Raw genomic sequence first — 14,577 nt, 5'->3', positions numbered from 1 at the left:
TGTTAGCACATTGCTCCTTGTCTGGAAGCACATGCACCCTCAAGTAGACTCTTGGGATGTGGCGGTCGCGCAAGCGACTCCGCTTAACCGCTGCGAGCGGCTCACACATTTGTTAAATGCACTAGAGGACGAACCATGGTTGCCGAAAAATCCAAGATCTTTTACACCCTGACCGACGAAGCGCCGCGTCTGGCAACCTACTCGCTGTTGCCCATCGTCCAGTCGTTCACAGCGGCAGCCGGCATCGAAGTGGTGACCAGCGACATCTCTGTAGCAGCCCGCGTGCTGGCCGAGTTCCCCGAATTCCTGTCGGACGACCAGAAGGTTCCCGCCACCCTGGCAGAGCTGGGCCGCCTGACCCTGCTGCCCGACACCAACATCATCAAGCTGCCCAACATCAGCGCCTCCGTGGGCCAGCTGCAAGCCTGTATCAAGGAACTGCAAGCCAAGGGCTACGCGATTCCCGATTTTCCTGAAGACCCAAAGACCGACGAAGAAAAATCCATCCGTGCGCGCTACTCCAAGTGCACCGGCAGCGCGGTAAACCCCGTGCTGCGTGAAGGTAACTCTGACCGCCGCGCCCCCAAGGCCGTGAAGGAATACGCCCGCAAGAATCCGCACAGCATGGCCGAGTGGAGCCAGGCATCGCAGTCGCACGTATCGCACATGCACCATGGCGACTTCTACCACGGTGAAAAATCCCTGACGCTGGACAAGGCCCGCGACGTGAAGATGGAACTGCTGACCAAGAGCGGCAAGACCATCATCCTGAAGCCCAAGGTGTCGCTGCTGGACCGCGAAGTCATCGACAGCATGTTCATGAGCAAGAAGGCGCTGGTCGAGTTCTATGAAAAAGAAATCGAAGACGCACACAAGACCGGCGTGATGTTCTCGCTGCACGTCAAGGCCACGATGATGAAGGTGTCCCACCCCATCGTGTTCGGTCACTGCGTGAAGATCTTCTACAAGGACGCGTTCGAGAAGCACGCCAAGCTGTTCGACGAACTGGGCGTGAACGTGAACAACGGCATGGCCAATCTGTACGACAAGATTGCCACCCTGCCACAAAGCAAGCAAGACGAGATCAAGCGTGACCTGCACGCCTGCCACGAGCACCGCCCCGAGCTGGCCATGGTCGATTCCGCCAAGGGCATCACCAACTTCCACTCGCCCAACGATGTGATCGTGGACGCATCCATGCCCGCCATGATCCGCAGCGGCGGCAAGATGTGGGATGCCAATGGCCGCCTGAAGGATGTAAAGGCTGTCATGCCTGAATCCACCTTCGCCCGCATCTACCAAGAAATCATCAATTTCTGTAAGTGGCATGGCGCCTTCGATCCCAAGACCATGGGCACGGTGCCTAACGTCGGTTTGATGGCCCAGCAGGCCGAAGAATACGGCTCGCACGACAAGACCTTTGAAATCGCCGAAGACGGCGTGGCCAACATCACCGACCTGGCCACTGGCGAAGTGCTGCTGAGCCAGAACGTGGAAGCCGGTGACATCTGGCGCATGTGCCAGGTCAAGGACGCCGCCATCCGCGATTGGGTCAAGCTGGCCGTCACCCGTGCACGCAACTCCGGCATGCCCGTGGTCTTCTGGCTGGACGCCTACCGTCCGCACGAAGCGCAGCTGATCACCAAGGTCAAGATGTACCTGCACGAGCACGACACCACCGGCCTGGACATCCAGATCATGAGCCAGGTGCGTGCCATGCGCTACACCCTGGAGCGCGTGATCCGCGGCCAGGACACCATCAGTGCTACCGGCAACATCCTGCGCGACTACCTGACCGACCTGTTCCCCATCATGGAACTGGGCACCTCGGCCAAGATGCTGTCGGTTGTGCCTTTGATGGCCGGCGGCGGCATGTACGAAACCGGCGCGGGCGGCTCGGCCCCCAAGCACGTGCAGCAGCTGGTGGAAGAAAACCACCTGCGCTGGGATTCGCTGGGTGAATTCCTGGCCCTGGCCGTTAGCCTGGAAGACCTCGGTATCAAGGCCGGCAACGCCAAGTCCAAGGTACTAGCCAAGACGCTCGATGCCGCCACCGGCAAGCTGTTGGATAACAACAAGAACCCTTCGCCCAAGACCGGTCAGCTCGACAACCGTGGCAGCCATTTCTACCTGGCGCTGTATTGGGCTGAAGCCCTGGCAGCCCAAACGGACGACGCCGAGCTGCAAGCCCGCTTTGCCCCCCTGGCCAAGTTGCTGGCAGAGAACGAGCAAAAGATCGTGGCTGAGCTGAATGCGGTGCAAGGCCACGCGGTGGACATCGGCGGCTACTACCTGCCTGACGTCGCCAAGACCGATGCTGTGATGCGCCCCAGCGCCACGCTGAACGCAGCGCTGCAAACCGTCGCGGCCTGATAGCCACCCGCTGCGCTGACCGCGCAGCGCCGCCATGCGGATACGTGCCACACGCCAGCCCAGGCTGCCGTGTGGCATTTTCTTGTGTGCTATTGAACTGGTAGCTGCTCGCGCAGGCAGAATCTGCGCCAGAGCCTGATTTTCTTTAAATGCTTAGTGCAGCTTGCCGTACTGGGTGCCGCCGGTCAGGCTGCCGCCTTCCAGAGGCATCAGGTCGGACAGGTATTCCTGCTCGCCCACGCGTACCGGGGGCGGCGTCTTGCCGCGCTGCAAGGCTTCCATGAAGGCCGCTTGCTCGGCGGCCGAGATCGGCTGGTAGGTGCGGCGCGACAGTATGGGCGTGGGCGGGTGGTCATTGGCGGCGGTGCTGGCGACAGGCGCCACCGGCTTGGGCGGCTCGAAACTGCCGCTGCGCGCAGGGTCGCCCGCGCGGGTGCGGCGCTCAAACTGGTCCTCGGTTTCGCTGACGCGCCAGTACACGCCGTCTATCAACACGCCATAGCGCTTGAAGGCATCGGTGCGCAGGCTTTGCTCCATGGCCGCAAAACTCTTGCCCTTGCCGTGCGCCCCGGCGGCAAACGACTTTGCCACATCCACCATGGCGATGAAGCGGTGGTGCCGCTCGTCCACCGGCATGAGCTTGAAGCGGTACATATTCGACACCACTTCCATCGACAAAAAAGACTCTCGGATCGACTGGTAAAGCCGCTCCTTGCGGTAGGCCTTGCGCTCCTCCAGGTCCATGCGCCGCGAAGGTGGTTCCGCTTTGGGCTGGGCGGTCACGGCTGCGGGGCGCTGGAATCTTTTGAGAAATGCAAACATGTGGCGTGCTGCTGGTCCATGGATGGAAGTATCCGCGCCTTCACAGCGCGGGGGGCGGCCCCATTATGCGGACGTGCGGGGCTGTTGTGGGAAGCGGCGTGCTTTGTTTTAGAGGTGCCACGCTAAAACCTGGTTGCTCTTGAATATATAGCGGTTGGCGCAGATTCTGATTGCGCTGGAACGCTATTTTGTACTTGGCTTATGTGCACGGCAGCATATGGCCTGGGTATTCCAGACCTCCCTCACCAGGCATCCCCGCAGGCGGCGTAAGTCGATACACTGTTTGGCACCTGCACGCGATTCACTTCGATGGAGAGAAACTGTGAAAGGTATTGTTTTTACCGAGTTTCTTGGCTTTGTAGCCCAGCGCTATGGCGAAGATACGGTGGACGACATCATCGACGCCAGTGCCTTGCCCGGTGGCGGTGCATACACGTCCGTGGGCACCTACGACCACGGTGAGTTGGTGGCCTTGTGCAATGCCTTGGCGCAGCAGACGGGCCAGGCCATACCGACACTGGTGCAGGCTTTTGGCGTCTACCTCAGTGGCAGTTTTGCCAAGGGCTACCCCGCATTTTTTGCACGCTGCGGCCATTTTTTCGACTTTCTGGAAAGCATAGAAGAACACATCCACAAAGAGGTGAAAAAGCTGTATCCGGATGCCGAGCTGCCCAGCTTTACCGCCTGCGAGCGCACGCCTTCACGCCTGGTGCTGGACTACCGCAGTCCGCGCCAAATGAGCGATCTTGCCGTGGGGTTGATCCAAGGGTCAGCCCAGCATTTCGGCGTCCAGGTGCGCGTTCAGCAGCAGCAGCTGCGCGACAGTGCGAACGGACCGGTGGTGCGCTTCGTGATCGACTTGACTGGTGACGCACCGGCCCATGTCTAACGCTCCCTCAATGCCCGACCTCAGCGCCACCGCGCTGGCAGAGCGCCTGCGCCGCATGGAGGCGCGGCTGGACCGGGAGCGGCGTGCCCGTGCCGAGGCGGAGCATCTGCTGGAAGAAAAGTCACGCGCCTTGTTTGATGCCAATCTGGCACTCAGCGCGCTGGCCAACGATCTGGAACAGCGCGTGGAGGTACGCACCGAGGAGCTCCGCACCGCGCGCCAGGCCGCCGTGGAGCTGGCCGAAACCGATGCCCTGACCGGCATAGCCAACCGCGCCGCATTCACCCGCAGGCTGGACGACACCTTGCGCAATACGCATGCGATACGGGCCGGCGTGGCGCTGTTGCTGATTGATCTGGACAACTTCAAGGATGTCAACGACACCCAGGGCCACCAGGCCGGCGACACGGTACTGGTGGAGATGGCCCGCCGTCTGTCAGATGCTCTGCGCCCGGATGACGCGGGCCGCACCGGAGATCTGGTTGCCCGCCTGGGCGGGGATGAGTTCGCCGTCATCGCCAAAAATATAGGTGCCCAGCACAACGGGCTGCGGCTGGCGCAGCGGCTGCTGGCCGTGCTGTGCCGCCCGGTGGTATTCAATGGCGTCAGCATTCCCTGCTACTGCTCCATTGGCGTGGCGTCGGCCGAGCTGCCCAATGAGCTGGCCGACAAGCTGCTGGGCAATGCAGACCTGGCCTTGTACGCGTCCAAGCGCATGGGACGTGCCCGCGTGACCTGCTACGAGTCCAACTTGCGTGTCGCCGTGGAGCATCGCGCACGGCATGAAACCGAAGTGCGTGAGGCCGTGCTGGCCGACCATATTGAACCCTGGTTCCAGCCCGTTTTTCGCTGTGACCAGGGGCGCCACACGGGCGCGGAGATGCTGGCACGCTGGCATGTGCCCGGTGGCGAGGTGCGGTCGCCCCCGGCTTTTCTGAACACCGTGGAAGAGCTGGGCCTGCTTGACGTGATGATGGAGAACATGCTTCGCCGCGCCTTGCCAGAAGCGCTGCCGCTGGTGATCAGCGGAGCCATGGACTACCTCACGGTGAATGTGTCACCCACCCAGTTCAACGCAGGCTGGGCATTGCGTGCGCTACCCTTGCTGCTGGCCCAGGTCGGGTTCCCGGCTCGGGCCTTGGTGATTGAGTTGACCGAAACCGCGCTGCTGCATGACACTGAATTGACCCGCTCTATGCTGTTTGCGCTCGATGCCCAGGGAATCCGTATTGCGATCGATGATTTTGGTGTGGGCTATTCCAACTTCTCGCTGCTGCGGCAATTACCGTGCGACTTCCTCAAACTGGACCGCACCCTGAGCATGGACGTGGAACATGACGAGTCCGCACGTGCGCTGACCGAATGTATTCTGGCTCTGGCCGCGCGCTTGAAGATCCAGGTGGTTGCCGAAGGCGTGGAGACACTGCAGCAGTCGCGCTACCTGCTGGAGGCCGGTTGCGCGGCCCAGCAAGGCTTTCTGCATGCGCGACCTCAGCGCGATCTGGCGGCCTTGTTCACACGCGCAGACACGCATTGATTAAGCGTTTTATCGGCTTGCAGCGCAGGTAATACCTGCGCATACAGCTATTGAATTTATAGCGTATTGATTGTCACGACGACAGGTGTGTGGTCGCTGGGGCGCTCGTTCTTGCGCGGCACTTTGTCGATCACGCAGGCACTGACAAGCGGTTTGAGTGCGGGGCTGACCAGGATATGGTCGATGCGCATGCCCCGGTTGCGGCGAAAGCCGAAGTCGCGGTAGTCCCACCATGAGTAGCTTTTTTCGGGCTGCGGGAACATGCGGTGGGAATCGGTCAGGCCCAGCGCTACCAGCGCTTGCAGGTGGTAGCGTTCTTCGTCGGTGCAGTGGATGGTGTCCTTCAAGCCCACAGGGTCCCACACGTCGGCATCGTCGAAGGTGATGTTGTAGTCGCCCATCAGCACCAGCTGCGGGTGGATCAGCAGTTCGGCCTTGATCCAGTCGCGCAAGGCCTTCAGCCAGTGCATTTTGTAGTCGAACTTGTCGGTACCCGGCGCCTGTCCATTCGGGAAATAGGCCCCGATGACGCGCACGCCATCCACGGTGCCAGTGATGACGCGCGACAGCTCGTCGCTGAAGCCCGGAATATTTTTTACGACATCGGTCGCTGGCGTCTTGCTCAGCAGGGCTACGCCGTTATAGGTCTTCTGACCAAACCACTGCGCCTGGTAGCCGGCTTCGGCAAAGGCCGCATGCGGGAACTTGTCGTCGGTCATCTTGGTTTCTTGCAGCGCCAGTACATCGACTGGGTTGGCTGCCAGCCAGTCCAGGACCTGGGGCAGGCGCACGGTGAGAGAGTTGACGTTCCAGGTGGCGAGTTGCATGGCTTAGCAGGGAAGAAGAACAGGGCCTGGATCTTATTCTGTCTTGCGCCACGCCAAAGTGCCTTGCCCCATGAAAAGCGCCCCTGGGCGCAAGCGACCAGGGGCGTTGAAAGGTTGCGGCCTTGAAAGGCATACAACCGAGGGCACAGGAAACTATTTGAACCAGGAGTCGTCGGCCTGCTTTTCCCAGGCTGAAAGCTGCTTCTCTGCTTCGTCTTTGGCAACGCCGTAGCGTTCTTGGATCTTGCCGGCCAGTTGGTCGCGTTTGCCCGCGATGACACTCAGGTCGTCATCGGTCAGCTTGCCCCACTGTTCCTTGGCTTTGCCAGTGGCTTGCTTCCAATTGCCTTCAATGCGGTCCCAGTTCATAACATGTCCTTTCAGGATAGTTGGGGATTCAGATAGCGGCTGGGCTTAGGGGCGCACAGCTACTTCGTTTTTCACGGCCTTCACGCCGCTGACACTGCGCGCAATACTTTCCGCAGCGGTCTTTTCACGCAAGCTCTTGGCAAAGCCGGACAGCATCACGGTGCCGTTCAGTGTTTCAACACTGATGGCGGTGGCGTCCACATCCTTGTTTTCTACAAAGCGGGCCTTGATGCCAGTGGTGATGGACGCGTCGTCAACGTAAGCGCCGACGGTTTGTTGGCCACGGCTGACCGCGCATCCGCCCATGGTGAGCAGGGCTGCGGCGGCAATGGTGGTGGCGATAGTGGTGCGTAAGTTGAAGTACATGGTGAGGCTCCTGTGGTGAATAAGTTGGTTGCAATCAACCGGGGGATAGTGAGGTTTGCGAGTCCACTTGTGGGTGGATGCATCCTGCTCGGCTAGGCGCCGAGCCAGTCCTTGAGTTCTTCGGCGTGCTCTTGCTCGTCGCTCAAGATATCTTCGATCAGGCGCCGTGTGGTGGAGTCTTTGTCTCCAATCATGGCGATGATCTGGCTGTAGGCTTCAATGGCGACGCGCTCGGCAACCAGGTTGGCGCGGATCATGTCGGTCAGGTCTGCGGAATCGTCATAGCTGGCATGGCTGCGCTTGCTGAGAGAGTCGGGTGCGAAGTTGGGTTCTCCGCCCAACTGCACGATACGCTGGGCCAAACGGTCGGCGTGGGCTGATTCTTCGTTGGCATGTACCAGGAATTCTTCTGCAATCTTGGCCGATGCCCGGCCCTGGGCGGTGAAGTGGTGGCGCTTGTAGCGCAGTACGCACACCAGTTCAGTAGCCAGCGAGTCGTTTAGCAGTTGGATGATGTCCTCACGCCACGGTCCGTAGTGGGGCGTGATCGAGCCTTGGTCCAGGCTGTGCTTGGCTGCCTCCATGGCAACCGTGTCGAGCTCCATACGGCCAGGTTCAGCGGCAACTGCATGGATGGTGTTCGTAGATTTTTTATGGTGCGCCATGAAAGTCCTTGGTTGTTCGTCTTGGCGGTGGGTGAATGCACCAAGCCGATGACTGAACTTTAAAACCAGGGACCATGGCCAACCATCGGCCTAAACCGTCTGCCCGTGTAGGAAATTACCCCGCGACGCTGTCGGACCTGCGGGGGCTTGCGATGCCTTTAGCGGGCAGAGAATCGGTAGTGGATGCTGTGCCGGTAGACTTGTCCGGGCGGCAGCCAGCACGAGGGTTGGGGCCATTCTGGGTGGTTGGGGCTGTCAGGCAGAAACTGGGGTTCCAGTGCGATGCCTGCACATGCTGAGTATTCGCCTCCGTCCCTGTCAGGTGCGCCGGTGAGGAACTGGCCGCCATACATCTGCAACGAGGGAAGCGTGGTGTGTACCTGCAAGGTTAGACGGCCATCGCTGGCCTGCAGCATGGCAGCCGGTACCTGCATCTGGGCACATACGGGGTCGAGCAAAAACGCATGGTCGTAGCCCGCGCCAGCTGCCTGCTGTGGGTCCTTCAGCCAGTCCTTTGCCAGGGTCTTGGGCTGGCGAAAATCGAAACCTGTATCTTGCACCGGAGCCAATTCGCCATGTGGAATCAGTGAATCGTCTACAGGCAGGTATTGGTTGGCGGCAATGGACAGCGTATGCGCTCGCGCATCGCCAGGCGCGGCGTCCAGGTTGAAGTAGCTATGGTTGGTCAAGCACACCGGGCTGGGCGCGCTGACGCGTGCTTCGAACTCCATGTCAATACCCAGCCCGTCTACCAGGCGTACCAGCACTTGGGTCTGCAATGCGCCGGGAAAGCCTTGGTCTCCATCGGGAGATTCCAGCGTGAAGCGCACCTCGGTGTCGTTGGCCGAGGCTACCGTCCAGCGGCGCTTGTCAAACCCGTCGGGTCCGCCATGCAACTGGTGAGGAGAACCGGGACTGGGTGTGATGGGGAAAGTTTGGCCAGCATGGGCAATGCGGGCATGCCCAATCCGATTGGCATAACGGCCTATGGTGGCACCAATGTAGGCGGTTTGTTGTGCGTATGCGGCTGGCGTGGGGCAGCCGAGCAGAACCTCGCGGCGCGTGCCATCGGGCATCGGCACCTGGCATGACAGCCAGGTGGCGCCCAGGTCCATGAGGGTCAGACTCAGCCCGTCCGGGCTGCGCAGATGCAAAAGGGTAGGGGGGGTGTCGTGCATGGTGTCTGATCAAGCTACTGCCGCGTGTTAAACGTGTTTACCCTCAGATGGACTGATGGCGTGGCGCGCTACACTGTGCATAGTTTTGCATTTGTATGATGATTAATCGGTTCCCAGGCATTCTATTTCGTTTCATCCCATGTTTGACCGCAACGACCATTCCCACCGCCGCCACAACCCCTTGACTGACCAGTGGGTGCTGGTGTCTCCACACCGATCCAAGCGGCCCTGGCAGGGGCAGCAAGAGGCACCCGACACCGCAGAGCGTCCGGCTTACGACGCCCAGTGCTATTTGTGCGCAGGCAATGCCCGTGTCACCGGCGAGCGCAATCCAGCCTATACACACACGCATGTGTTCACCAACGATTACGCAGCGTTGATGCAAGAGGTGCCTGATGCCCCGCCTGCCACCGATGCCTTGTTCACCAGCATGTCGGCGCGTGGGACTAGCCGCGTGATATGTTTTTCGCCCGACCACAGCAAGACTTTGCCCGAGCTGTCGCTGGAGTCGATAGGCCATGTCATCACCACCTGGGCTGAGCAGAGCGAAGACTTGGGGGCGACTTACCCGTGGGTGCAGGTGTTTGAAAACAAGGGGGCGGCCATGGGCTGCTCCAACCCGCATCCCCATGGGCAAGTGTGGGCCAGCAGCTTTCTACCCAATGAAGCCTTGAAGGAAGACACGCAGCAGCGGAGCTACTTTGCGGAGCATGGCCGGGCATTGCTGTTGGATTACGCCGAACGAGAAGCCCAACTGGGCGAGCGGACCGTGGTGCAAACCGAGCACTGGTTGGCTGTGGTGCCGTACTGGGCGACATGGCCGTTCGAAACGCTTTTGTTGCCGCGCTTTGAGGTGCAACAGTTACCGCAGCTGAATGCTGCCCAACGGCTAGACCTGGCCCTGGCTTTGAAAAAGCTCACTAGCCGCTACGACAACCTGTTCCAGTGCTCGTTTCCCTATTCCATGGGCTGGCACGGAGCCCCGTTCGACAGCTCTGATGCCCGGCCATGGCAGCTGCACGCCCATTTCTACCCACCGCTTTTGCGCTCGTCTTCCGTGCGCAAGTTCATGGTGGGGTACGAAATGTTGGCCGAGGCGCAGCGCGACCTTACACCTGAGCAGGCCGCAGAAAAACTGCGTGCCGTATCCGATACCCATTACCTGAGCACCCAACCATGAATCCCGCCTTGATCGCGGCTGTAACAGCAGCATTTGAAAGCAGCTTTGGCGCAGCCCCCACACTGTTTGTTCAGGCGCCAGGGCGCGTCAACCTGATCGGCGAGCATACCGATTACAACGACGGCTTTGTGCTGCCCTGCGCCATCAACCACGGTACGGTCATCGCCGCTGCACCGCGCAACGACGGGCTGGTGCGTGTCGTGGCGGCAGACTATGGCAACGCCGTGGACCAGTTCCGTCTGGATGCACCCATCGTGCCCCATGCCACCGAGCTATGGCCCAACTATGTTCGGGGCGTCGTCAAATACTTGCAGGAACATGGTTTGGCCTTACAGGGCGCGGACTTGGCCTTGTCTGGGGATGTGCCCCAAGGCGCCGGGCTGTCTTCGTCCGCGTCGTTGGAGGTTGCCGTTGCCCAAGCATTCAAAAGCCTGCAGGGCTGGACTGAGTTGCAACCCACGGACATGGCTTTGATCGCCCAACGGGCAGAAAACCGCTTCGTAGGTTGCAACTGCGGCATCATGGACCAGCTCATTTCGGCCCGTGGGCAGACAGGCCACGCATTGCTGATCGACTGCCGTTCGTTGGACGCCCGTGCTGTGCCCATGCCTGCCGGCGTGGCGGTGATGATCGTCAATTCACGCGTGCAGCGCGGTCTGGTGGAGAGTGCTTACAACATCCGTCGTCAGCAATGCGAGGCTGCCGCCGCCCATTTTGGCGTGCCGGCGCTGCGCGACGCCACGCCCGAGATGCTGGACACCCACAGCGCAGGAATTGACCCCGTGGTGCTGCGCCGGGCTCGCCATATCGTGACCGAAAACCAGCGTACGCTGGACGCCTGCGAGGCCTTGTCGCGTGGTGACCTGCAGCGTATGGGCGTGCTGATGGCCGAGTCGCATGCATCGATGCGTGATGATTTTGAGATCACAGTTCCTGCCATTGACCAACTGGTGAAGTTGCTGCAGGACGCAATCGGTGCACATGGTGGGGCGCGTATGACCGGTGGTGGCTTCGGTGGCTGTGTGGTGGCGCTATTGCCTGAGGCCATGGTGGCAGACGTGTGCGCCGTGGTCGACGCGCACTACCGATCTCCCAACGGGTTGCCGGGAGATGTCTACGTATGCTTGCCGAGCGCGGGCGCAGGTGCTATTGCCTAAAAATTAGAACCATGAGCTCTATCTACCAACCCAACCCCCATCGCTACGAGCAAGTGCCTTATCGCCGTTGTGGCCGCAGTGGGCTCAAGTTGTCCGCTGTTTCGCTGGGCCTGTGGCACAACTTTGGCGGTGTAGATGCTTTGGACAATGCGCGAGCCATCGTGCGTTGCGCGTTTGACCACGGGGTGACCCACTTCGATTTGGCGAACAACTACGGCCCACCGCCCGGTTCTGCGGAGGAGTGCTTTGGCCAACTTCTGCGCAGCGATTTAGGGTGCTACCGCGACGAGTTGGTGATTTCCACCAAGGCGGGTTATACCATGTGGCCAGGTCCCTACGGGGACTGGGGCTCGCGCAAGTACCTGCTGGCCAGTTTGGACCAAAGCCTCAAGCGCATGGGGCTGGACTATGTAGATATTTTTTACCATCACCGGCCCGATCCCGATACACCTCTGGAAGAGACCATGGGTGCGCTGGCCCATACGGTGCGTACTGGCAAGGCGCTGTATGTGGGCTTGTCCAACTATCCGGCGGAGCTCGCACGCCGCGCTGCTGGAGTGTTGCGTGACATGGGTGCCCCCTGCTTGATCCACCAGCCGCGTTACAACATGTTCAACCGTACGTTGGAGGAGGGGCTGCTGCAGACCCTTGATGCCGAGGGTGTGGGGTGCATCGCTTTTTCTCCGCTGGCACAGGGGCTTTTGACGGACAGATATCTGGACGGCGCGATTCCGGCGGATTCCCGGGCAGGGCGTTCGGGTGGGTTTTTACGACCAGAGCATTTGACGTCCGAGCGGTTGGCGCAAATTCGCCAATTGCACCAACTCGCCCAAGAGCAGGGCCGTAGTTTGGCGCAACTGGCATTGGCCTGGGTGCTGCGCCATCCGGGTATGAGCTCGGTGCTGATTGGCGCCAGCCGCCCCGCCCAGGTTCTGGACGCAGTGGCCGCGATGCAAAAGTCCCATCTGGATGCGCATGTTTTTCCGGCCATTGACCGTATTCTCGGCAGCGTTTAGCCGCACGTTGTTTCCGCAGCGAATGGGTTGCAGCACCATATTCGATAGAATAAGATACGCAGCTTAGATATTTGTTGATACACGCTTTTTGAAGGCACTCCCATGATGGCTCTGCGAACTACACCGGTATTTTTTAGTAGCCCCTAAAGGTCGTTGTCTGCGCGCCTTGGGCGTCCAAAAGCTATCAACACGAAAAAAGCGCGGTCTGTGAACCGCGCTTTTTGCTTTGTGTGAATCCAGTTTCCCCGATTACCTATTCAATTCCTATGATCCAAATCACGCTCCCCGATGGCTCTGTCCGTGAGTTTCCTGGTCCGATCACTGTGGCCGAGGTGGCTGCATCTATCGGTACCGGCCTTGCCAAAGCGGCGTTGGCAGGCAAGATCAATGACCAGGTTGTTGATACCAGCTACCAGATCGTGGAAAACAGCCCACTAGCCATCATTACGGCCAAGGATTCGGAGGGGCTGGACGTGATTCGCCACTCCACAGCGCATTTGTTGGCATACGCGGTGAAGGAGTTGTTCCCCGATGCGCAGGTCACGATTGGGCCGGTGATTGAAAACGGCTTCTTTTATGACTTCTCTTACAAGCGCCCGTTCACTCCAGACGACTTAGTTGCCATTGAAAAGAAGATGGCGGCCTTGGCTGCTAAAGACGAGCCAGTGGTGCGCCGCGTTCTGCCGCGCGACGAGGCGGTGGCCTATTTCAAGGGCCTGGGGGAGCATTACAAAGCCGAAATTATTGCCAGCATTCCGGTGAATGAGGATGTGTCGCTGTACCGTGAGGGCGCATTTGAAGATTTGTGCCGTGGCCCCCATGTGCCAAGTACCGGCAAGCTCAAGTTCTTCAAGCTGATGAAGCTAGCCGGTGCCTACTGGCGCGGTGACCACAACAACGAAATGCTGCAACGCGTGTACGGCACGGCCTGGGCCACCAAGGACGAGCTGCAAAACTACCTGACGCAGCTGGAAGAGGCTGAGAAGCGTGACCACCGCAAATTGGGCCGTGAGTTGGACCTGTTCCACATTGACGACCATGCTCCTGGCCTGGTGTTCTGGCACCCCAAGGGCTGGACTGTCTGGCAGGGCGTTGAGCAGTACATGCGCAAGGTCTACCAGGACAACGGTTACCAGGAGGTCAAGGGTCCACAGGTGATCGACAAAACGCTGTGGGAGAAGACTGGCCACTGGGACAAGTACCGTGAAAACATGTTCACGACAGAATCGGAAAAGCGTGAATACGCGCTGAAGCCGATGAACTGCCCGGGCCATATCCTGATCTTCAAGCAAGGTATCAAGAGCTACCGTGACCTTCCGTTGCGCTTCGGTGAGTTCGGTCAGTGCCACCGCAACGAGCCATCGGGAGGCTTGCACGGCATCATGCGCGTGCGTGGCTTCACGCAAGATGACGGTCACATTTTCTGTACCGAAGACCAGATACAGGCCGAGTGCGTAGCCTTCACCACGCTGCTGCAAAAGGTCTACAAGGATTTTGGTTTCACCGACATCATTTACAAGCTGGCTACACGGCCCGAGAAGCGCATTGGCTCCGAAGAAAGTTGGGACAAGGCAGAGAGCGCCTTGATGGCAGGCTTGCGGGCGTCAGGTTGCGACTTCCAGATTTCGGCCGGTGAAGGCGCTTTCTATGGTCCGAAGATCGAATACACGCTGAAAGATGCGATTGGTCGCGAATGGCAGTGCGGAACGATGCAGGTGGACCCCAATATGCCCGAGCGTCTGGATGCCGAGTATGTGGGTGAGGATGGCGCGCGCCACCGCCCTGTGATGCTGCACCGTGCGATCGTGGGTAGCCTGGAGCGTTTCATCGGAATTTTGATCGAACAGCATGCCGGTGCGCTACCAACATGGTTGGCGCCGATCCAGGTTTCCATTCTGAATATCACGGAGTCTCAGGACGAATACTGTCGCGAAATTGCCAAAATGCTGCAGAATCAAGGGCTTAGGGTTCAACTGGATCTACGTAACGAAAAAATTACGCGTAAAATACGCGAGCATTCGATGCAAAAGCTTCCCTACATCCTAGTAATAGGCGACAAGGAAAAAGAAGCTGGTTCCGTTGCAGTGCGCGCCCGAGGCAATATTGACCTCGGAGTCATGTCTCTCCAGGACTTCATGTCCAAAGTGGCAGATGACATAGCCTCTAAAGTTTAGTTTTAATAGAACGCAGCTTTAGCG

General features: G+C 59.6%; 13 protein-coding genes. 7 read left to right on the top strand and 6 right to left on the bottom strand.

Annotated features, from left to right (window positions below; all coding sequences use genetic code 11):
* The first annotated feature begins 135 nt into the window (after window positions 1-135).
* The gene (locus AC4BBN_RS15805; RefSeq protein WP_490592958.1) at window positions 136-2,373 is read left to right on the top strand and encodes an NADP-dependent isocitrate dehydrogenase; all 2,238 of its coding nucleotides are present in this window, start codon (window positions 136-138) and stop codon (window positions 2,371-2,373) included.
* A gap of 153 nt (window positions 2,374-2,526) precedes the next feature.
* On the opposite strand, the gene AC4BBN_RS15800 is transcribed toward AC4BBN_RS15805, so the two are convergent.
* Window positions 2,527-3,195 (bottom strand): hypothetical protein, encoded by a 669-nt coding sequence (locus AC4BBN_RS15800; protein WP_490592957.1) that lies wholly within the window; start codon window positions 3,193-3,195, stop codon window positions 2,527-2,529.
* Window positions 3,196-3,517: 322 nt separating this feature from the next.
* On the opposite strand from AC4BBN_RS15800, the gene AC4BBN_RS15795 reads away from it, so the two are divergent.
* The gene (locus AC4BBN_RS15795; RefSeq protein ID WP_490592956.1) at window positions 3,518-4,084 is read left to right on the top strand and encodes a heme NO-binding domain-containing protein; all 567 of its coding nucleotides are present in this window, start codon (window positions 3,518-3,520) and stop codon (window positions 4,082-4,084) included.
* Window positions 4,077-5,621, top strand: a complete 1,545-nt coding sequence (locus AC4BBN_RS15790) for a putative bifunctional diguanylate cyclase/phosphodiesterase (protein ID WP_490592955.1) — start codon at window positions 4,077-4,079, stop codon at window positions 5,619-5,621. The genes AC4BBN_RS15795 and AC4BBN_RS15790 overlap by 8 nt, the downstream gene beginning before the upstream one ends.
* Window positions 5,622-5,677: 56 nt before the next feature.
* Here AC4BBN_RS15790 and AC4BBN_RS15785 read toward each other — a convergent pair whose 3' ends face one another.
* The 5 genes from AC4BBN_RS15785 to AC4BBN_RS15765 all read right to left on the bottom strand — a co-directional run bounded on the left by AC4BBN_RS15785 (window position 5,678) and on the right by AC4BBN_RS15765 (window position 9,026).
* Complete coding sequence (locus tag AC4BBN_RS15785; RefSeq protein ID WP_490592954.1) at window positions 5,678-6,448, bottom strand: exodeoxyribonuclease III; 771 nt, start codon at window positions 6,446-6,448, stop codon at window positions 5,678-5,680.
* 153 nt (window positions 6,449-6,601) lie between these two features.
* Window positions 6,602-6,817, bottom strand: a complete 216-nt coding sequence (locus tag AC4BBN_RS15780) for a CsbD family protein (RefSeq protein WP_490592953.1) — start codon at window positions 6,815-6,817, stop codon at window positions 6,602-6,604.
* A gap of 45 nt (window positions 6,818-6,862) precedes the next feature.
* Window positions 6,863-7,183, bottom strand: a complete 321-nt coding sequence (locus AC4BBN_RS15775) for a BON domain-containing protein (protein WP_490592952.1) — start codon at window positions 7,181-7,183, stop codon at window positions 6,863-6,865.
* Between the two features lie 92 nt (window positions 7,184-7,275).
* Window positions 7,276-7,788, bottom strand: a complete 513-nt coding sequence (locus AC4BBN_RS15770) for a ferritin-like domain-containing protein (protein ID WP_490593638.1) — start codon at window positions 7,786-7,788, stop codon at window positions 7,276-7,278.
* 218 nt (window positions 7,789-8,006) lie between these two features.
* Window positions 8,007-9,026, bottom strand: coding sequence for a galactose-1-epimerase (locus AC4BBN_RS15765; RefSeq protein WP_490592951.1), 1,020 nt, complete (start codon window positions 9,024-9,026; stop codon window positions 8,007-8,009).
* Window positions 9,027-9,165: 139 nt separating this feature from the next.
* Here AC4BBN_RS15765 and AC4BBN_RS15760 point away from each other — a divergent pair, with 139 nt between their 5' ends.
* The 4 genes from AC4BBN_RS15760 (at window position 9,166) to thrS (ending at window position 14,553) form a co-directional block, all read left to right on the top strand.
* Window positions 9,166-10,206, top strand: coding sequence for a UDP-glucose--hexose-1-phosphate uridylyltransferase (locus AC4BBN_RS15760; RefSeq protein WP_490592950.1), 1,041 nt, complete (start codon window positions 9,166-9,168; stop codon window positions 10,204-10,206).
* Complete coding sequence (gene galK / locus AC4BBN_RS15755) at window positions 10,203-11,363, top strand: galactokinase (protein ID WP_490592949.1); 1,161 nt, start codon at window positions 10,203-10,205, stop codon at window positions 11,361-11,363. The genes AC4BBN_RS15760 and galK overlap by 4 nt, the downstream gene beginning before the upstream one ends.
* A gap of 11 nt (window positions 11,364-11,374) precedes the next feature.
* Window positions 11,375-12,379 (top strand): L-glyceraldehyde 3-phosphate reductase, encoded by a 1,005-nt coding sequence (gene mgrA, locus AC4BBN_RS15750; RefSeq protein WP_490592948.1) that lies wholly within the window; start codon window positions 11,375-11,377, stop codon window positions 12,377-12,379.
* 266 nt (window positions 12,380-12,645) lie between these two features.
* The gene (gene thrS / locus AC4BBN_RS15745; protein WP_490592947.1) at window positions 12,646-14,553 is read left to right on the top strand and encodes a threonine--tRNA ligase; all 1,908 of its coding nucleotides are present in this window, start codon (window positions 12,646-12,648) and stop codon (window positions 14,551-14,553) included.
* The last annotated feature ends 24 nt before the right edge of the window (window positions 14,554-14,577 follow it).

This window comes from Rhodoferax sp. SPJ21 (assembly GCF_058216335.1).
The sequence above is the reverse complement of the archived record's forward strand: the minus strand, read 5'-3'. Positions and strand labels throughout refer to the sequence as shown.